Below are 19343 nucleotides of genomic sequence, written 5' to 3'. Positions count from 1 at the left end.
GACAGACCCACCAGCTGCCGAGATTGATCGGCTATGCTTGCGCAGCGCAGGAGCGCGAAACCGGCTTGGGATCCATGGATATAAAGTTCACCAATCGTCTGTCTTACAAGCAAGCCCGGCTGACTGTCCTGGTCGGCTTCATACTGGGAACATTGCTCAGTCTCATCCAGATCGGTATCGATTATGCCAGCGAAGACGCGTCTATCAACCGCGAAGTGCAGGCATTGCTGCAAATCAGCCACAATCCCGCCTCGCGCATCGCCTACAACATCGACACCGAGCTTGCCCAGGAACTGACCGGCGGCCTGCTGCAATCGCCGGCGGTGATCCGCGCGCGCCTGATCGACAACAACGACACGGTGCTGGCCGATGTCCAGCGCCCGCGCCTGGAAGACCGCTACCGGCTCCTGAGCGACTTTCTGTTCGGCGAGCAACGCCAGTTTCAGGAGCGCCTGCACCTGGCGCAGATGCCCAAGGACTACCTCGGCACGCTGTACCTGGACGTCGACACCTACACCTTTGGTGGGCGCTTTCTCGAGCGCGCATGGGTGACCTTGCTCAACGGCTTTACCCGCAGCCTGGTGCTGACCGGCATCCTCCTCGGGCTGTTCTACATGATGCTGACCAAGCCACTGGTGACGGTGATTGCCGCGTTGAGCAACAGCGACCCGCGCCAGCCCCAGCAGACCCGTGTGGAGTGTCCTCCTGGGCACGAGTCGGACGAAATCGGCGTACTGGTCAAGGTGGCCAATCGGCAGTTCGTCAGCATGGCCACCGAGATCCAGCAGCGTCGCGCCGCGGAAAACCGCCTGACCGACTACCTCAACGAACTGGAGGACCGCGTCTCGGCCCGCACCAACGAGCTCAAGGCAAGCAACGATCGCCTCAGCCAGACCAACCAGGACCTTGAAGAAGCACGCCGCCGCGCCCTGGAAATGGCCCAGGCCCGTGCGGCGTTCCTGGCCAACATGAGCCACGAGATCCGCACCCCGCTGAACGGCATGCTGGGCATGATCTCGCTGGCCCTGGACAGCGGCCTGCCGGCCGAGCAGCGCCAACAGCTATCGATCGCCCATGATTCGGGCAAGGTGCTGGTCGAGCTGCTCAACGATATCCTCGACCTGTCCAAATTCGACGCCGGCCAGCTGGAGCTGGAGCGCATCCCGTTCGACCTCGGCGCGATGGTCGAAGACACCGCCAACCTGCTGTCGCAGAACGCCGCGGCCAACGTCGAGCTGACCTGCCTGATAGCCAGCCAGTTTCCCAGTACCGTGCTCGGCGACCCCACGCGGGTGCGCCAGATCGTCAGCAATCTGCTGTCCAATGCGCTCAAGTTCACCCGCTTTGGCCGTGTCGATGTGCGCCTGTCGCCAATTGTCGGCGGCGTACGCCTGGAAGTCTGCGACACCGGCATCGGCATCCCCGAAGAGGCCCAGGCACGGATCTTTCAACCGTTCACCCAGGCCGGTGCCGGCATCACCCGCCAGTACGGCGGCACCGGCCTGGGCCTGGCCCTGACGCGCAACCTGTGCAAAGCCATGCAAGGCCACCTGCATATCCAGTCAGCCGCAGGCTTTGGCAGCCGTTTCAGCGCCGACCTGCCGCTGCTGACCCACACCGAAGCGATTCCCGCCGCGCCGCTGCGTGGACGCGTGGTGGCCCTGAGCAAGGCCGGCAGTGGCCTGGCCGAGCTGCTGAGCAGCAACTTGCCTGGCTGGGGCATGGACTATCAACAGCACGAAAGCGCTAGCACGCTGCAGCCAGGCGCCTTCGAGCTGTTGATCACCGATGACCTCGAGCAAGTGCTCGCGCTGCGCCCGCAATTCGCTGCGCCGATTCTGCTGGTCACAGCCTACGGCAACTTCCTCCCCTCCGAGCGCGCCGGCGAGCTGGCTCCGCTGGTGCAGCTGGCTCGGCCGTTGGCACGCAACGCGCTCTACCAGGCGCTGCGGCGGATGCTCCAGGGCGAACAGGCCAACACCGCCCCCGTGCAGGCTTCGCCCAACGCCCTCCAGCACCGCGCACGAGTGCTGCTGGTCGAAGACAATCCAGTCAATCAACTAGTGGCCAAGGGCATGCTGGGCAAGCTCGGCTGCCAGGTGCTGGTCGCCAGCCAAGGTGCCGAGGCACTGGAAATGCTCGACCGGGAAACCGTCGACATGGTCCTGATGGACTGCAACATGCCGGTCATGGACGGTTACGAAGCCAGCCGGCGGATTCGCCAGAGCGGACGTTGGCAACAATTACCCATCGTCGCCCTGACCGCCAACGCCATGCCGGAAGAGCGCGAGCGCTGCCGCGCCGCCGGCATGGATGACTACCTGGCCAAGCCGTTTCGCCGCGAAGACCTGCTCGCCCTGATCGAACACTGGGTGCCGCTCAACGGTTGAGCAGTTTCTCCACCGCAGCCTGCAACGCTTGCGGTTTGGTGGTCGGAGCAAAGCGGGTGACCTTGCCGCTGACCGGGTCGAGCAGGAACTTGGTGAAGTTCCACTTGACCTTCTCGGTGCCAAGCAGGCCCGGCGCGCGTTTTTTCAGCTCGACGAACAGCGGATGAGTGCCTGGGCCGTTGACGTCGATCTTACGCATCAACGGGAAGCTGACGCCAAAGCGTGCTTCGCAGAACGAGGCGATTTCGCGGGCATCGCCGGGCTCCTGCTTGCCGAACTGATTGCAGGGAAAGCCCAGCACCACCAGGCCCTGCCCGCGATAGTCGCGCCATAGCTGTTCCAGGCCCTGATACTGCGGGGTGAAGCCGCACTGGCTGGCGGTGTTCACCACCAGCAGCGCCTTGCCGGCGAAGTCGCCGAGCAGCTTGTGCTCGCCGCTCAAGGTCACGCAGGGGATGTTCAGCAAAGAATCGTCCATGGTCGCTCTCCGGTCAGTCACGCGGCTTGAAGTCCAGGCACACCGAGTTGATGCAGTAGCGCAGCCCAGTCGGTGGCGGGCCGTCAGGGAACACATGGCCCAAGTGCGCATCGCACTGGGCGCAGGTGACTTCGGTACGGATCATGCCGTGGGTCGTGTCACGGATTTCGATCATCGCGCTGTCGGCAATCGGCGCATAGAAGCTTGGCCAGCCACAGCCGGAATCGAACTTGGTGGTCGAGTCGAACAGGTCAGCGTTGCAACAGATGCAGGTGTACACACCGTCGGCCTTGTGGCTGTTGTACTTGCCGCTGAACGGGCGCTCGGTGCCTTTCAGGCGACACACCTGATACTGCTCGGGGTCGAGCATGGCGCGCCATTCATCCAGGGTTTTGTCGATCTTTTGCATGTTGTCACCTCGGCAGGCTGAATTTCACCTCGCACCGGCTTTTCCACGGCGCGGGTGGCACGTATATTAGTTGGCTTCGTGCGCAAGGCTCCAAGTCTGGCACCCGCGCCGCGCCCTTACAAACCTTTCGACGGCGACGCGTCCGCGACTTCTCAATCGGGATCACATCATGCAGTTCAGCAAATCGAACAAGCTCGCCAATGTCTGCTACGACATTCGCGGCCCTGTGCTCAAGCACGCCAAACGCCTGGAAGAGGAAGGCCACCGCATCCTCAAGCTGAACATCGGCAACCCGGCGCCGTTTGGCTTCGAGGCGCCGGATGAAATCCTTCAGGACGTGATCCGCAATCTGCCGACCGCCCAGGGCTACAGCGACTCCAAAGGCCTGTTCAGCGCGCGCAAGGCAGTCATGCAGTACTGCCAGCAAAAAGAAATCGAAGGCGTCACCATCGAGGACATCTACCTTGGCAACGGCGTCTCCGAGCTGATCGTGATGTCGATGCAGGCGTTGCTCAACAATGGCGACGAAGTGCTCATCCCGGCACCGGACTACCCGCTGTGGACCGCCGCAGTAAGCCTGGCCGGCGGCAATCCGGTGCATTACCTGTGCGACGAGCAGGCCGACTGGTTCCCGGACCTGGCCGACATCAAGGCCAAGATCACCCCCAATACCAAGGCGCTGGTGATCATCAACCCGAACAACCCCACCGGCGCGGTGTACTCCAAAGAGATGCTGCTGGGCATGCTCGAACTGGCTCGCCAGCACAACCTGGTGGTGTTCTCCGATGAGATCTACGACAAGATCCTCTACGACGAAGCCGTGCACATAAGCACCGCCGCGCTCGCCCCGGACCTGCTCTGCCTGACCTTCAACGGCCTGTCCAAGTCGTACCGAGTGGCGGGCTTCCGCTCCGGCTGGCTGATCATCTCCGGGCCCAAGCACAACGCCCAGAGCTACATCGAAGGCATCGACATGCTGGCCAACATGCGCCTGTGCGCCAACGTGCCGGCCCAGCATGCGATCCAGACCGCCCTGGGTGGTTACCAGAGCATCAATGACTTGATCCTGCCGCCAGGCCGCCTGCTCGAGCAGCGCAACCGGACCTACGAGCTGCTCAACGACATCCCGGGTGTCAGCTGCGTCAAGCCGATGGGCGCGCTGTATGCGTTCCCGCGGATCGACCCGAAGGTCTGCCCTATCCTCAACGACGAGAAGTTTGCCCTCGACCTGCTGCTCTCCGAGAAGCTGCTGATCGTCCAGGGCACTGCGTTCAACTGGCCGTGGCCGGACCACTTCCGGGTGGTTACGCTGCCGCGCGTGGATGACCTGGAGCAGGCCATCGGCCGCATCGGCAACTTCCTGCGCACCTACCAGCAGTGATCCAGCCTTGAGCATGACGGGGCCGCGCTGCGGTCCCGTCTACGGGTGCGGAATTCCCCTTACATCCTGCAACGCTCTCGCCTACAGCTGGGCGAAATTCCTCTGCCATACTCCGCGCTACACAGTTTGAAATAGTCGCCCGGTTGAATCAGCGCGACAGCCCCCTTATATACCCCGCAGTCAGCAAAATTTTCATCCGTCAGGAGAACGTAACAACCATGATGCGCATTCTGTTGTTTGTAGCCACCAACCTTGCGGTGGTGCTGGTTGCAAGCATTACCCTGAGCCTGTTCGGCTTCAATGGGTTCATGGCCGCCAATGGGGTTGACCTCGACCTCGGCCAGTTGCTGGTCTTCTGCGCCGTGTTCGGCTTCGCCGGCTCGCTGATCTCGCTGTTCATCTCCAAGTGGATGGCGAAGATGAGCACCGGCACGCAGATCATCACCCAGCCCCGCACCCGCCATGAGCAATGGCTGTTGCAGACGGTCGAAGAGCTGTCCCGCGAAGCCGGCATCAAGATGCCCGAGGTGGGTATCTTCCCGGCTTACGAGGCCAATGCCTTTGCTACCGGCTGGAACCGCAACGACGCCTTGGTCGCCGTGTCGCAAGGCTTGCTCGAGCGCTTCTCACCCGATGAAGTCCGCGCGGTCCTGGCCCACGAAATCGGCCACGTCGCCAACGGTGACATGGTCACCCTGGCGCTGGTGCAGGGCGTGGTCAACACCTTTGTCATGTTCTTTGCGCGGATCATCGGCAACTTTGTCGACAAGGTGATCTTCAAGAACGAAGAAGGCCGCGGTATCGCCTACTACGTCGCGACCATCGTTGCCGAGCTGATCCTGGGTATTCTGGCGAGCATGATCGTCATGTGGTTCTCGCGCCGCCGCGAGTACCGCGCCGACGAAGCCGGCGCCCGCCTGGCCGGCACCGGCGCCATGATCGCAGCCCTGCAGCGCCTGCGCGTCGAGCAAGGCATGCCGGTGCATATGCCCGACACGCTGAAGGCCTTCGGCATCAATGGCGGCCTCAAGCAGGGCCTGGCTGGCCTGCTGATGAGCCACCCGCCGCTGGAAGAGCGTATCGAAGCGCTGCGCCAACGCGGTTGATAACCCGCCGGGCCGCTGCCAACTGCAGCGGCCCGGCACGTTACATCTCGGACCGCTTCAGCGGTGCAAGTGATACACCCTCTCCAACAAGCTGCTCAGGCCGGCCTGACTGTACTTAGGGCTTTCGGCAATGATCTGCTGAGTCTCCAGCGCATCGACCTGCCAACCTGCATAGCCTTCCCGCACTTCACGCTCAGCCACTGAAAACGGCGGACCGTCGATGCGTGTCTGATCGTACTCAAGGGTCACCAGCAAGCCCTGGGCGCCAGCTGGCAAGCCGTTGCCAAGCAACTGCAGATAGCTGCTACGCATTTCCTGCGGCAAGGCAATCAGCGCCGCACGGTCATACAGCCCGGCGCACTCGGCCAGGTCAGCCGCCTGCAAGTCGAAGATATCGCCACACCAAAGCTCGATTTCCCCGCTGCGCCAGACCTCGAACTGGCCCTGGCGAGACACCTCAGGCTGCAGCCCATTGCCGGCAAAAAACGCCTCGATTGCCTGAGCGGACAGCTCTACCCCACGCACCTGATGGCCCTGCCCGGCGAGCCAGAGCAGATCCAGGCTCTTGCCACACAGCGGCACCAATACCCGGCTACCAGGCGCCAGTTGCAGGGCCGGCCAGTGCGCCTGCAAATAGGGATTTACCTGGCTCTGGTGAAAACCGATCTGATTGTCTGCCCACTTCTTGTGCCAAAACGCAGCCTGCATGCTTCCTCCTGGTTTTTCGATCAGTCACTGCAAAAACTTATATTGGAAGACGATCTGAATCTACTCGAAGATGGCCTCATCTTAGCCTTCAGGACCACCGCCATGTTGCCCAGCCTGTTTATTTCCCACGGCTCTCCAATGTTGGCCCTGCAACCTGGCGCCAGCGGGCCGGCCCTGGCCAGACTGGCCCGCGAGCTGCCTCGACCTAAAGCCATCGTACTGGTCTCGGCCCATTGGGAGAGCCGCGAGCTTCTGATCATGAGCAACCCGCAGCCAGCGACCTGGCACGACTTCGGTGGCTTCCCGCCAGCGCTGTATGCCGTTGAATATCCCGCACCGGGTGCGCCCGAGCTGGCCAGTCAGATCAGCCAGCAACTGAGCGCTGCCGGCCTGCCGGCGCGGCTTGATGACCAGCGCCCGCTCGACCATGGAGCTTGGGTACCGCTGTCGCTGATGTACCGCGAGGCCGATATTCCCGTAGTACAGGTGTCGCTGCCCAGCCACGCCGGGCCTGAGCTGCAACTGCGCGTCGGTCAGGCACTTGCCGCGTTGCGCGCAGACGGCATCCTGCTGATCGGCTCAGGCAGCATCACCCATAACCTCGGCGAGCTGGACTGGCACGCTGGGCCAGATGCTGTAGAGCCCTGGGCGCTGGCGTTTCGCGACTGGGTCGTGGCCAGGCTGGAGGCGGATGACCGCCCTGCCTTGCTCGACTACCGGCGCCAGGCACCGCACGCGGTGCGTAACCACCCGAGCGACGAGCATCTGCTGCCGTTGTTTTTTGCGATGGGTGCAGGGGCGCGCCTTGGCGTGGTCCATCAAGGCTTCACCCACGGCGCGCTGGGCATGGACATCTATCGCTTCGATTGAGCCTGGGCGTTTGTCAGGCAAAAAAAATCCCCGAATCAATCGGGGATTTTTTTTAGTGCGCCAGGATCAATCCTCGCGATAGCGGCGCAGCTTGAGCTGCTTACCGGCTACGCGGGTGTCCTTGAGCTTGGTCAGCAGACGCTCCAGACCATCTTCCGGCAGCTCGACCAGGCTGAAGCTGTCGCGTACCTGGATACGGCCGATAGCATCGCGGGCCAGGCCGCCTTCGTTGAGGATCGCGCCGAGCAGGTTCTTGGCGGCGATGCCGTCACGAGCACCCAGAGCGGTACGGCAACGCACACGGCCTTCGGCCAGTGGCATTGGCGCACGGCGCTCACGGTCGCCACGGTCGCTGCTGCTGCGCTCGCCACGATCAGGGCGGTCGCTACGCTCGGTACGCTCGCCACGCGGGGCACCAGTTGGTACCAGCGGCTGCTCGCGCTCAACCGAAGCCAGGTCCAGCGGCTGACCGTTGGTGGCTTTGCTCAGCAGGGCCGAAGCCAGGGCACGCGGGGTGCATTCCAGCGAAGCGGTCAGGCGGTCGAACAGGTCGCCGTGGGTGGTTTCTGCTTCGGCTACCAGTGGCGCCAGGCTTGCGGTCAGCTTCTTGATGCGCGCATCGAGCACAGCTTGTGGGCCAGGCAGACGGGCTTCAGCAACTTTCTGACCGGTCACACGCTCGATAACCTGCAGCATGCGGCGCTCACGTGGAGTCACCAGCAGCAGTGCACGGCCTTCGCGACCGGCACGGCCAGTACGGCCGATACGGTGCACGTAGGACTCTGGGTCGTACGGCATGTCCACGTTGAATACGTGGGTGATGCGCGGTACGTCCAGACCACGGGCAGCGACGTCGGTAGCGACAACGATGTCCAGACGGCCATCCTTGAGCGACTCGATCACGCGCTCACGCTGGTTCTGGGCGATGTCGCCGTTCAGCGCGGCAGCCTTGTAGCCTTTGGCTTCAAGGGCAGCGGCCAGATCCAGAGTGGCTTGCTTGGTACGCACGAAGGCGATCAGGGCATCGAACTCTTCGACTTCCAGCAGACGCAGGACAGCAGCGATCTTCTGGTCAGCGTGAACCATCAGGTGAGCCTGATCGATCGCGGTTACAGTCTGAGTCTTGCTCTGGATCTTGACGTGCTTCGGGTCACGCAGGTGACGTTCGGCAATGCTGCGGATCGACGACGGCAGGGTCGCAGAGAACAGCACGGTCTGGCGAGTCGGCGGCAGGGCCTCGAAGATGACTTCGAGGTCGTCCATGAAGCCCAGCTTGAGCATCTCGTCGGCTTCGTCCAGCACCAGGTGCTGAACAGTCGACAGGACTTTCTCGTCGCGACGCAGGTGGTCGCACAGACGGCCTGGGGTCGCTACGACGATCTGAGCACCATTGCGAATGGCACGCAGCTGTGGGCCCATCGGGGCGCCACCGTACACAGCCACTACATTGATACCCGGCGTTTGTTTGGCGTAGGTTTCGAATGCGGTAGCAACTTGCAGCGCCAACTCACGGGTTGGCGCCAGGATCAGGGCTTGCGGTTCGCGCTTGCTCACATCGATGCGATTCAGGATCGGCAGAGCGAAGGCAGCGGTTTTACCGGTGCCGGTCTGCGCCTGGCCGATCATGTCATGACCGTCGAGGATGATCGGGATCGACTGATGCTGAATGGCGGACGGCTCTTCGTAGCCGGTGGCCATTACAGCAGCAACAATGTTCGGGTTAAGTCCGAGAGCGGCGAATCCGCCGGTTTCCTGGGTCATGGGTCTGCCTCTATGTGCATCCGCAAAGACCCATGCTCCAAAACTGCACATGCCTTGAAAGACCCAAAGGTCACCCAGGCAGTTTTGGCGGCGGGGATTTGCGAAAACGATTGAAAAAGAAATACTTGAGAAGGTCCGACTAGCGGACGTGCAGCCGAAGCTGGACTCGGAGGATTTGCACCACCTGATTTTGCGGCCCGCTAAAAGACCGGCGCGTACTATACCCGAAATCCTTGATTGCGGTGAGATTTTTTTCTGGGGCGTGGTGATGTGGGGGGTTGAGGCTGAATCGGTTGGGCTTTAGCTCTCGGCAGGGATGCGTGATTTGCAGTGGAGCGGCGATTTTTGGGGGCGCTTTGCGCCCCACGGCCTCAGGTCGCCGGGCGAATCGCCTTGATCAGGTACTCAAGGCTATACCCCAACTGCGGCGCCAGCGCCTCGGCCCGCGCGCGCAACTCGTCGATCTGCAATTCCTGATCGAATTCGGCTGGCACCAGCACCACGACATTGCCCTCCTTCACCGGCAGCTCCCAATAATGCCGGTGGTAGAGCCCACGCAGCAGCGCCGCACCCAGCGGCTTGCCGTCATCGCCGGCCCACTGGTTGATCACCAGCCAACCGCCTGGGTTTAGCTGCTGCTGACACTGCTCGAGGAAATTCCAGGCCAGATGCGCCACTCCCGGCCCATGGTCGGTATACAGGTCGACAAAGATCAGGTCAGCCTTCTCGGCCGTCGGCAGCAACTCGACCGCATCACCAATGCGCACATACAGCCGCGGGTCATCGTCCAGACCGAGGTATTCCATGGCCAGCCGCGGTACATCCGGGCGTAGCTCAATGGCTTCGACGTCATCCAACGGCAGGAACTTCAGGCACGCCTGGGTCAGCGTACCGGCCCCCAGGCCGAGAAACAGCGCGCTCTCGGGCAGCTCATGGCACAGCGCGCCGATCAGCATCGCCCGGGTGTAGTCGTATTCAAGCCAGCTAGGGTCAGCGGTAAACACGCAGCTTTGCTCGATGGCCTCACCGAATTCGAGAAAACGATAATCCTCGACCTCGTAAACGCTGACGATGCCATAGGCATCCTCGACCCGAGCCAGCAGCCGCTCTTCCCGCTCGTTAGTCATTACCACTCCCGCTGCACCGCGCACAAAACCGCCATTGTCCGTCAATGCCTGCGGTGCAACAAGCACGCCGCCACCTGATACCATGAGCCATTGCCCCTAACAGCCAATAACGAGCCCGTGATGAACCAACCCTGGAGCCCCGAAAGCTGGCGTGCCCTGCCCATCCAGCAGCAGCCGAGCTACCCCGATGCCGCGCATCTGGCCAAGGTCGAGCAGACCCTCGCCAGCTATCCGCCGCTGGTGTTTGCCGGTGAAGCGCGCGAGCTGCGCCGGCAATTCGCCGAGGTCACCCAGGGTCGGGCATTTCTGCTGCAGGGCGGCGATTGCGCCGAGAGCTTTGCCGAGTTTTCCGCCGCGAAGATCCGCGACACCTTCAAGGTGCTGCTGCAGATGGCCATTGTCATGACCTTTGCGGCCGGTTGCCCGGTGGTCAAGGTCGGGCGCATGGCCGGGCAGTTCGCCAAGCCGCGTTCGGCCGGTGACGAGACCATTGGCCAGGTGACCTTGCCAGCGTACCGCGGCGACATCGTCAACGGCATTGGCTTCGACGCACCCAGCCGCATCCCCGACCCCGAGCGCCTGCTGCAGGCGTACCACCAGTCCACCGCCAGCCTCAACCTGCTGCGCGCGTTTGCCCAGGGCGGTTTTGCCGACCTGCATCAGGTGCACAAGTGGAACCTCGACTTCATCGCCAACTCAGCCCTGGCCGACAAGTACCACCAGCTCGCCGACCGCATCGACGAGACCCTGGCGTTCATGCGCGCCTGTGGCCTGGACAGCGCGCCGCAGCTGCGCGAAACCAGCTTCTTTACCGCCCACGAAGCGCTGCTGCTGAACTACGAACAAGCGTTTGTGCGCAGCGACAGCCTGACCGGCGATTTCTATGACTGCTCGGCGCACATGTTGTGGATCGGCGATCGCACCCGCCAGCTCGATGGCGCGCATGTCGAATTCCTGCGCGGTGTGCACAACCCGATCGGGGTTAAGGTCGGCCCAAGCATGGACCCTGAGGAGTTGATTCGGCTGATCGATGTGCTCAACCCGAGCAACGATCCAGGCCGCCTGAACCTGATCGTGCGCATGGGCGCAGGCAAGGTCGGCACACACCTGCCGGGGCTGATCCGTACGGTAGAGCGCGAAGGCCGCCAGGTGCTGTGGAGCTGCGACCCGATGCACGCCAACACGATCAAGGCCAGCAGCGGCTACAAGACTCGCGACTTTGCGCAGATCCTCGATGAGGTGAAGCACTTCTTCCAGGTTCATCAGGCCGAAGGCTCGTACGCTGGCGGCATTCACATCGAGATGACCGGGCAGAACGTCACCGAGTGCATTGGCGGTGCGCGACCGATAACCGAAGACGGCTTGTCCGATCGCTACCACACCCACTGTGACCCACGGCTGAATGCCGACCAGTCACTGGAGCTGGCATTCCTCATCGCCGAAACCCTCAAGCAGGTCCGTCGCTGACCTGCTCGCGCGCAGTCACTGCCAGCCAGTGACTGCGCGACCGACTTACAGCTCGTAAGCCAGCAGCACGGCGCACACCACCAAAAAGCCACAGAACATCATGCGCAGCACGCGCTCGGGCAAGGCGTGCGCGAGCTTCACGCCCCAACTGATGCTGAGCAGCCCGCCCACGGCCAGGGCAGCGCCCATCTGCCAGTCAACACTGTGGTGCAGGCCGTAGGTGAGCAAAGTCACCGAGGTGCTCGGTGCCGCCAATGCCAGCGACAGGCCCTGGGCAACCACCTGAGTGGTGCCGAACACACTGGTCAGTACCGGTGTGGCAACCACCGCGCCGCCAACTCCGAACAGCCCGCCCATGGTTCCGGCAAAACAGCCGAGCACACCCAGCCACGGCCACGGATAACGCAATTGGCTGCTGGCCGGTGCGGTGCGCATGAACATCCGCGCCAGGTTCCACACCACCAACGCCAGCAAAAAGCCGACAAAGCCCAGGCGCATCGAATGGGCATCGATGCCGACCGCCCAGATCGAGCCCAGCCAGGCAAACAGCAGACTGCACAGCGACAACGGCAAGGCGTAGCGCAGTTCGATGCGATTGCGCTGGTTGTAGCGCCACAGCGCCAGCAGCACATTTGGTACCACCATCACCAGCGCGGTGCCTTGCGCGAGTTGTTGGTCCAGACCAAACAGCACGCCCAGCGCCGGGATCGCAATCAAGCCGCCACCGATGCCGAACAACCCGCCCACCGTGCCCAATGCAGCGCCCAGTACGATATACAGCAACCACTCGATCATCAGGGCCTCATCTGCCTGTTACACAATGTGTACATGCTAACCATTGCCGGCTGGTAGGGAAACGCACAGCAGCGCACAATGGCTTTGCGCATCTCGCACAAGCAGAGCCTGAATGAACCCCGATGCCCTTACCGAACAGCTGAGCCTGTTCCTCGACGTGCTCGACACCGGCAGCTTTTCCGCCGCGTCCAGGCGCCATCCCCTGACCCCATCAGCCGTGGCTCGGCGCATCGACAGTCTCGAGGCAGCAGTGGGCAGCCGGCTGTTCGTGCGCAGCACCCATGCCGTACGCGTGACACCCGCCGGCAAGGCCTTTGCCGAACGCGCCCGGCGCATCATCGAAGAGCTGCGCCTGGCCCGCGCCGAAGCGGTCTCGCTGAGCAACGCCCCTGAGGGGCTGATCCGCATCGATGCCCCGGCCGCCTTCGGCCGCCTGCACCTGGCCCCGGCGATTGCCGACTTTCTCGCGGCGTATCCCGGGCTGGACGTGCGCCTGCGCCTGATCGACAGCTTCGTCGACCTGCACGGCAGCCACCTGGGCGAGGTCGATCTGGTGTTGCGCGCCGGCCCCTTGGCCGACACCCGGCTGGTTGCTACACCACTGGCCTATATGGTCCGCGTGGCCTGCGCCAGCCCGGCGTATCTGACCAACCGTGGCCTGCCCAACTGCCCCAGCGAACTACCAGCGCACGACGGCCTCGACTGGGACGGCCTGGCGCCACCGTTTGCCTGGCGCTTCAACGTCGACGGCCAACTGCGCCTGTATCGGCCCAGCCGCATGCGCATGTCGGCCAACAACGCTGAGACCCTGCTGTGCGGCGCCCTGGCCGGTTTGGGCGTGGCGCACCTGCCGACCTGGCTGATCAGCGAGCACCTGCTGCGCGGCGACCTGGTGCCGTTATTCTGTCAAAACGGCCTGCCTGCAGCCGAGACCAGTGGTATCTATGCATTACGCCTGGAACATCAAACGAACTCTCGCAGTCGCTTGCTGCTCGAATTCCTCAAGAGCCGGTTCAGTCCGTTGCCGCCGTGGGATCTTGCCCTGCGCAGCGAATTACGCTGGTAGTGAGCGCGCCAGCTATCAGCGTGCTAGATTTTAAATCTGAAGAATTCAAGGACCTGCATGAACGCCGACACTAAAGCCCCCTGCGACGAGCTGCTGCTGAACAACCAGGTCTGTTTTGCCCTGCACTCGACCTCGTTGCTGATGACCAAGGTTTACAAGCCCTTGCTGCAGGCGCTGGGCCTGACCTATCCGCAATACCTGGCGATGCTGGTGTTGTGGGAGCAGGACGGCCTGACCGTAGGTGAAATCAGCAATCGCCTGCTGACCGACCCTGGCTCGCTGACCCCGCTGCTCAAACGCCTGGAAAGCGAGGGCCTGCTCAAGCGCACCCGCAGCCGCGAGGATGAGCGGGTGGTGCTGGTGCAACTGACCGACAAGGGCCATGCCCTGCATGAGGATGCCAAGCGCGTGCCGCAGTGCATTCTGCAGGCCAGCGGGCGCAGCCTGGAGCGGCTCCAGCAGTTGCAGTCCGAGCTGTTGGACCTGCGCGCCAGCCTGCAAAAAGCCGTATAGCGAATACGCTGGGACAGCCGTCCCGACAAACGGCTAGTAATTTATCTTGCGCGCAAACTAATTGCGCGCTAATTTAAATCCCACACCAACCAGCGCTACGGCGCGCAGCACTTTACGCGAGGCTAGTCATGCAAAAAGTCACTCCGCTGTACATTGCCCAAGCCACTTCTACCGGTGGTCGTGATGGCAAATCCCGCTCGGACGACGGCAAGCTCGAAGTCAAACTGAGCACGCCGAAAGAGCTCGGCGGCGCCGGCGGCGAAGGCAGCAATCCCGAGCAGCTGTTCGCTGCCGGCTACTCGGCCTGCTTCATCGGTGCCCTGAAGTTCGTCGCGGGCCAGGCCAAGCAGCCGTTGCCAGCAGACACCTCGATCACCGCCAAGGTCGGCATCGGCCAGATTCCCGGCGGCTTTGGCCTGGACATCGACCTGGAGATCAACCTGCCCGGCCTGGAACAAACCGCAGCGCAGGAACTGGTCGACAAGGCACACCAGGTCTGCCCGTACTCCAATGCCACCCGCGGCAACGTCGATGTACGCTTGCATGTGAACGTCTGAGTAATCTTCAGGCATAAAAAAACCCGGCCAGCGCCGGGTTTTTTTGCGTTCGGCAGAAGTGATTACTTCTTCGAACGGCCTTTGAAGCTACCGTCACGGGTGTCGATATCGATCATTTCGTCGATTTCGATGAAGTCAGCAACCTGAACTTCAGTACCGTTGGACAGCTTGGCAGGCTTCATGACCTTGCCCGAAGTGTCGCCACGTGCCGAGTTCTCGGTGTAGACAACCTTACGGCTGATGGTGGTAGGCAGTTCAACCGATACCAGACGCTCTTCGAAGAATACCGCTTCGCAGATGTCAGTCATGCCTTCTTCGATGTACGGCAGAACGGCCTCGATATCTTCGGCGTTCAGCTCGTACATGGTGTAGTCGGTGGTGTCCATGAAGGTGTAAGTATCACCATTGATGAACGACAGGGTTGCTTCTTTGCGATCAAGGATCACGTCGTCCAGCTTGTCGTCTGCACCGTATACGGTTTCAGTCTTGTAGCCGGTCAGCAGGTTTTTCAGCTTGGTCTTCATGATCGCGCTGTTACGGCCCGACTTGGTGAACTCAGCTTTCTGAACCAGCCACGGATCGTTATCGATGCGCAGAACGGTACCGGGTTTGATTTCTTTACCAGTTTTCATTGCGAAATATCCGAATCTGGATGGATTTATAAAAATCGAGGCCGCGTATCATAGCGAATTTCGGCAAAAGTGTACTAGCGCTGTGGCAAGGTCCGGCTGAGCGGCTTGCGCGACAACCCATTCGCGGGCATGGGTTTGCAGTTCGTCCCAGTGTGGCTGCAGCGCTTGCCAGGCCTGGCCCATGTCGCCGTCGATGTTCCATGCCCGCCACAATGCGGTCAGCGCCACGCTGGCCGGGTCTGACAGACCCTGGCGATAGAGCGCCAGGAACGCTTCGAGCTTTTCCCAGTGGGCATTCTCGTCCTGGACGTAGATATGCCACAGCATCGGCACACCGGCCCACTGCGCACGCACGAACGAATCTTCACCGCGCACGGCATTGAAGTCGCAGGCCCACAGCAGCTTGTCGTAATCACCCTGACTGACGAATGGCACCACCTGCACAGTCAGCGCGCCGCGCTGATGCAGCGCACCCGGCGCCAGCGTGGCAACCTCGAGCCAGGCCGCCAGGTCCGCCAGAATTCGCCCTTGTGGCACCAGCAAGTGAGTCGCTTGCGTCCCTGCCGCCAGCGCCTGCAGCCAACTGCCCAACTGGCGGTTCTCATAAGCGAACAGCGACAGCAGCCGACTGCCGGGTGCGATCTGCACGCCCAGCCCTGCCAAAAACTCTGCCCGTTGCTTTGGCGCTGACTGCAGGCTGTCGCGGCTTGCCAGCACACTGGCCTCGCGCAGCAGGCCGCCGGTCCTGGCGGTGAAACCCGGGAAGAAAAACACCTTGCGCAGGCCGTTGGGCTGGGGCGACGGCAAACCGTGGCAACCCTCGACCCAGTCTTCGGCGCTCAGGTACTCAAGGTTCAGCCACAACGGCGGCGTCGCTTGCGCGCTCATCGCTTCGATATAGGCCGGCGGCAACTGACAGGCAAAAGCACCGATCACTACCTCAGCCGGTGAAGTAGCCGACCACGCTGCCGGCCAATGGCGTACGTCTACACCCTCGTGCCACTGCTGCTCGGCGTTGGCGTCAGCGGCTGGGCACAGCGGCACGAAGGCGTTCAGGTCGTCGACCCAAAGCCGCACGGCCAAGCCATGTTCAGCCACCAGTTGCCGGGCCAGGCGCCAGGTCACGCCGATATCACCGTAGTTATCCACAACGGTGCAAAAGATATCCCAGCTGGCTTTCATCGCCGCTCCCATGCTGCGCGGTAAAACCCGCGATTTTGCGGATAAACGCCTGCCGACAAAAGCACCGCGCTGAATATTTGTCGGCGGCCATGCGACAATGCTCGCTACCCCGCCCTGCCAGGAGGCCGCCATGTACCGCCGCCGTGAACTGAAGATTACCCTCAAGCCCGTGCAACTGGTGCTGTGTATTGCCTTCGGCCTGTGGCTTGGCGCCATCGCCATTGCCGTAAGCCTGTGGCTGGCGGCGCGGTTGTGGCCCGAACAGGTGCAGCCGGTCGCTCAGGTGCTGGCACCGGCAATCGTAGCGCCGGCACCGGCCGCAGCCGGCGATGCCCAGGCGCAGATGTTCGAGCGCTACAAGGACATCCTGCACAACCAGGAAGCCGAGCAAGCCGCCGCTGCTGCCGAGGGCAACCCGCGCAATCTGAACAAGCCCAAGTGCCAGTTCTGGCTGCAGCAAAACCGCACCGCGCCGACCGACAAGAGCCAGGCCAACGTGCTCGAGTTCTGTTACTGATGTTGAACAAGAACGAGGTACTTAGCGCCATCGTCGCCGCACTCGAAACCGACGTCGAGGCACTGCGGCGAGCCGCGCAGATCGCCTATGAAGCCGCTACTGCCGAAGAGAACAAGGCCGAGAACAAGTACGACACCCTCGGCCTCGAGGCTTCTTACCTGGCAACCGGCCAGGCCCGCCGCGCTGCCGAGATTCGCCAGGCGCTGCTGACCTACCAACAGTTGGTGCTGCGTGACTATGACCCGACACGCGGCATTCAGATCAGCAGCCTGGTCACCCTCGAAGACGAACAAGGCGGCCAGCGTCGTGTGTTCATTGGCCCGGAGGGCGCCGGCCTGAAGATTGCCCACGGGCCGCAGCAGGTGACCGTGATCACCCCGCGCTCACCACTGGGACAAGTGTTGATCGGCAAGCGGCTGGACGATGAAGTGAGCCTGGTGGTGGCTGGCGTGGCCCAAGTGTCCGCCGTGGTTGCTGTCGCCTAAAGCACCTCCAGCGCATCAAAGGCACTGGCCAGGCCCTGCTCGGCAAACTGCTCGACGACAAAGTCGATGAACGCACGGGTCTTGCCCGGCAGCAGCTTGTGCCCCGCGTAATAGATACTGATGTTGCCATCATCCACGTACCAGTCCGGCAGCACCCGTTGCAGCAGGCCTGCGCGCAGATACGGCACGGCAAACGGCAGGCTGACCAAGGCAATCCCCAGGCCTTGCTGGGCCACCGCGCAGGCAGCATCGGAGTCGCTCATGGTCATGGCCTGACGCAACGGCAGCGGTCGTTGCTCACGCCAGCGACTGGTCAATGGCCAGGCGCGCACGCGGCCGGTCTGCGGCGAGCGGATGAGAATACCGGGCAACTCGAGCATATCTTCCGGCTGGTTGATCGTGGCGCGCCCTTGAATAAACCCAGGCGCCGCGACCAGCACCCGATGCGCTGGAGTCAGCCGCCGCGCCACCACCCCCGGCGGCAGCTCGAAGCCGCCGCCGATGGCCGCATCGAAGCCCTGGCCGATCAGGTCGACCTGGCGGTTGTCAAAATGCCAGTCCGGCGTGATCGCCGGGAAGCGCTGCAAAAACTCACCCAGCAGCGGCAGCACGTAAAGGCGCCCGAACACCGTGCCCATGCTCACCCGCAACAGCCCCGCCGGCTGCCCCTGGGCGCTGGCAAGGTTGGCCATGGCCGACTGGATAGTGCCGAAGCTGTCCTTGACCTCGCTTAGAAAGCGCTGACCGGCTTCGGTCAGGGTCAACTTGCGAGTGCTGCGCTGAAACAGCCGCACACCCAAGCGCGACTCCAGCTGGGCAACGTTCTTGCCCACTGCGGCTGGAGTCAGGCGCAGCCGCCGAGCCGCTTCGGCGAAGCTGCCAACCTCGGCACTACGAATAAAGCATTCCAACGTACTGAATGACTCGAGGGCCATGATTAGCAACCTAGGGTTTACTCTGCTGATCGTGATTAGCATCTTATCAGTAGCTAATCGGCAGCGGATACTGCGCCCATGCCAAGGCCTTTCGCCTTGCCCACCAGCAGGAGTTCGCCCATGTCCAGTCCCCTCACCCTCACCGGCAAAGTCGCTTTGGTCCAAGGCGGTTCGCGCGGCATCGGCGCTGCCATCGTGCGCCGCCTGGCGCTGCAAGGCGCACACGTCGCGTTCACCTACGTCAGCTCCGCCGGGCCTGCCCAGGCCCTGGCGGATGAGATCAGCGCCGCCGGCGGTAAAGCCTTGGCGCTGCGCGCAGACAGCGCCGATGCCAGCGCCGTCCAGCAAGCGGTACAGAACACCCTAGAGGCTTTCGGCCGGCTGGACATTCTGGTCAACAACGCCGGCGTGCTCGCCGTTGCACCCGTCGCCGAGTTCGATCTGGCCGAGTTCGACCGCATGCTCGCGGTCAACGTGCGCAGCGTGTTCGTCGCCAGTCAGGCTGCAGCGCCGCACCTGGGCCAGGGCGGCCGAATCATCAATATCGGCAGCACCAACGCCGAGCGCATGCCGTTTGCCGGCGGCGCCCCGTATGCCATGAGCAAGTCAGCGCTGGTTGGCCTGACCAAAGGCCTGGCACGCGACCTCGGCCCGCAGGGCGTGACCGTCAACAACGTGCAGCCAGGGCCAGTGGATACCGACATGAACCCGGCCGATGGCGACTTTGCCGACAGCCTGATTCCATTGATGGCCGTCGGCCGCTATGGCCACGCCGAAGAAATCGCCAGCTTTGTCGCCTACCTCGCCGGCCCCGAAGCGGGCTACATCACCGGCGCCAGCCTGACCGTGGACGGCGGCTTCTCGGCCTGATTACCTGCCCCGTTGCGCCAGACAGCGCGACGGGGCCGCCTGGTAATCGCTACCATGCAGCAATTGAATTGGGATGGGGCCAACGCAGCCCCAA

At 62.7% G+C, this 19343-nt stretch carries 18 protein-coding genes and 2 pseudogenes; 11 read left to right on the top strand and 9 right to left on the bottom strand.

Translation table 11 applies throughout. The annotated features are described in order from the left end of the window. Positions 1-33 precede the first annotated feature (33 nt). Positions 34-2390 (top strand): annotated as a pseudogene (locus FW789_RS01055) (response regulator). Here the strand turns inward: FW789_RS01055 and FW789_RS01050 are convergent. Beyond that, positions 2380-2868, bottom strand: coding sequence for a glutathione peroxidase (locus FW789_RS01050; protein ID WP_103438144.1), 489 nt, complete (start codon positions 2866-2868; stop codon positions 2380-2382). The pseudogene FW789_RS01055 and the gene FW789_RS01050 sit on opposite strands and share 11 nt — an antisense overlap. A gap of 13 nt (positions 2869-2881) precedes the next feature. After that, positions 2882-3277 (bottom strand): peptide-methionine (R)-S-oxide reductase MsrB, encoded by a 396-nt coding sequence (gene msrB, locus FW789_RS01045; protein WP_101321551.1) that lies wholly within the window; start codon positions 3275-3277, stop codon positions 2882-2884. A gap of 169 nt (positions 3278-3446) precedes the next feature. On the opposite strand from msrB, the gene FW789_RS01040 reads away from it, so the two are divergent. Both FW789_RS01040 and htpX read left to right on the top strand, forming a co-directional pair. Further along, positions 3447-4658, top strand: a complete 1212-nt coding sequence (locus tag FW789_RS01040; protein WP_101321553.1) for a pyridoxal phosphate-dependent aminotransferase — start codon at positions 3447-3449, stop codon at positions 4656-4658. Between the two features lie 218 nt (positions 4659-4876). Then, entirely contained in the window at positions 4877-5764 is an 888-nt protein-coding gene (gene htpX, locus FW789_RS01035; protein WP_101321555.1) for a protease HtpX, read from the top strand. Between the two features lie 57 nt (positions 5765-5821). Here htpX and FW789_RS01030 read toward each other — a convergent pair whose 3' ends face one another. Continuing rightward, positions 5822-6472 carry a thiopurine S-methyltransferase gene (locus FW789_RS01030; RefSeq protein WP_446430780.1) on the bottom strand — a complete coding sequence of 217 codons (651 nt, stop codon included), beginning with the start codon at positions 6470-6472 and terminating at the stop codon, positions 5822-5824. 102 nt (positions 6473-6574) lie between these two features. Between FW789_RS01030 and FW789_RS01025 the strand changes: the two genes are divergently transcribed. Continuing rightward, positions 6575-7342 (top strand): DODA-type extradiol aromatic ring-opening family dioxygenase, encoded by a 768-nt coding sequence (locus FW789_RS01025; RefSeq protein ID WP_186700082.1) that lies wholly within the window; start codon positions 6575-6577, stop codon positions 7340-7342. Positions 7343-7408: 66 nt separating this feature from the next. Here the strand turns inward: FW789_RS01025 and FW789_RS01020 are convergent. Further along, positions 7409-9137: pseudogene (locus FW789_RS01020) on the bottom strand (DEAD/DEAH box helicase). Between the two features lie 337 nt (positions 9138-9474). Continuing rightward, on the bottom strand, positions 9475-10230 hold the full coding sequence (locus FW789_RS01015) for a spermidine synthase (protein ID WP_101321561.1): 756 nt from the start codon (positions 10228-10230) through the stop codon (positions 9475-9477). Positions 10231-10350: 120 nt separating this feature from the next. Between FW789_RS01015 and FW789_RS01010 the strand changes: the two genes are divergently transcribed. Next, on the top strand, positions 10351-11697 hold the full coding sequence (locus tag FW789_RS01010) for a class II 3-deoxy-7-phosphoheptulonate synthase (RefSeq protein WP_101321563.1): 1347 nt from the start codon (positions 10351-10353) through the stop codon (positions 11695-11697). Positions 11698-11742: 45 nt separating this feature from the next. On the opposite strand, the gene FW789_RS01005 is transcribed toward FW789_RS01010, so the two are convergent. After that, the gene (locus tag FW789_RS01005) at positions 11743-12492 is read right to left on the bottom strand and encodes a sulfite exporter TauE/SafE family protein (RefSeq protein ID WP_103438148.1); all 750 of its coding nucleotides are present in this window, start codon (positions 12490-12492) and stop codon (positions 11743-11745) included. Positions 12493-12604: 112 nt separating this feature from the next. On the opposite strand from FW789_RS01005, the gene FW789_RS01000 reads away from it, so the two are divergent. From FW789_RS01000 to FW789_RS00990, 3 genes are all read left to right on the top strand, one after another. Beyond that, positions 12605-13558, top strand: coding sequence for a LysR substrate-binding domain-containing protein (locus FW789_RS01000; protein ID WP_446430779.1), 954 nt, complete (start codon positions 12605-12607; stop codon positions 13556-13558). 57 nt (positions 13559-13615) lie between these two features. Further along, positions 13616-14071: a MarR family winged helix-turn-helix transcriptional regulator gene (locus FW789_RS00995; RefSeq protein WP_103438150.1), complete on the top strand. Its 456-nt coding sequence runs from the start codon at positions 13616-13618 to the stop codon at positions 14069-14071. Between the two features lie 128 nt (positions 14072-14199). Next, the gene (locus FW789_RS00990) at positions 14200-14628 is read left to right on the top strand and encodes an organic hydroperoxide resistance protein (protein ID WP_446430778.1); all 429 of its coding nucleotides are present in this window, start codon (positions 14200-14202) and stop codon (positions 14626-14628) included. Between the two features lie 62 nt (positions 14629-14690). On the opposite strand, the gene efp is transcribed toward FW789_RS00990, so the two are convergent. Together efp and earP are read right to left on the bottom strand one after the other, a co-directional pair. Continuing rightward, positions 14691-15260 (bottom strand): elongation factor P, encoded by a 570-nt coding sequence (efp, locus tag FW789_RS00985; protein ID WP_103438152.1) that lies wholly within the window; start codon positions 15258-15260, stop codon positions 14691-14693. A gap of 48 nt (positions 15261-15308) precedes the next feature. Further along, a complete protein-coding gene (gene earP, locus FW789_RS00980) occupies positions 15309-16442 on the bottom strand; it encodes an elongation factor P maturation arginine rhamnosyltransferase EarP (RefSeq protein WP_446430777.1) in 1134 nt (377 codons plus the stop codon). A gap of 130 nt (positions 16443-16572) precedes the next feature. Between earP and FW789_RS00975 the strand changes: the two genes are divergently transcribed. Both FW789_RS00975 and FW789_RS00970 read left to right on the top strand, forming a co-directional pair. After that, positions 16573-16959: a hypothetical protein gene (locus FW789_RS00975; protein WP_103438154.1), complete on the top strand. Its 387-nt coding sequence runs from the start codon at positions 16573-16575 to the stop codon at positions 16957-16959. Beyond that, entirely contained in the window at positions 16959-17444 is a 486-nt protein-coding gene (locus FW789_RS00970; RefSeq protein ID WP_431606915.1) for a GreA/GreB family elongation factor, read from the top strand. The genes FW789_RS00975 and FW789_RS00970 overlap by 1 nt, the downstream gene beginning before the upstream one ends. Here the strand turns inward: FW789_RS00970 and FW789_RS00965 are convergent. After that, positions 17441-18379, bottom strand: coding sequence for a LysR family transcriptional regulator (locus FW789_RS00965; protein ID WP_446430776.1), 939 nt, complete (start codon positions 18377-18379; stop codon positions 17441-17443). The two genes, FW789_RS00970 and FW789_RS00965, sit on opposite strands and share 4 nt — an antisense overlap. Before the next feature lie 120 nt (positions 18380-18499). On the opposite strand from FW789_RS00965, the gene FW789_RS00960 reads away from it, so the two are divergent. Beyond that, positions 18500-19249 carry a 3-oxoacyl-ACP reductase family protein gene (locus FW789_RS00960; protein WP_186700068.1) on the top strand — a complete coding sequence of 250 codons (750 nt, stop codon included), beginning with the start codon at positions 18500-18502 and terminating at the stop codon, positions 19247-19249. The last annotated feature ends 94 nt before the right edge of the window (positions 19250-19343 follow it).

This window comes from Pseudomonas sp. 1121_17 (assembly GCF_052850745.1).
This window is presented reverse-complemented; position numbering and strand designations above follow the sequence as displayed.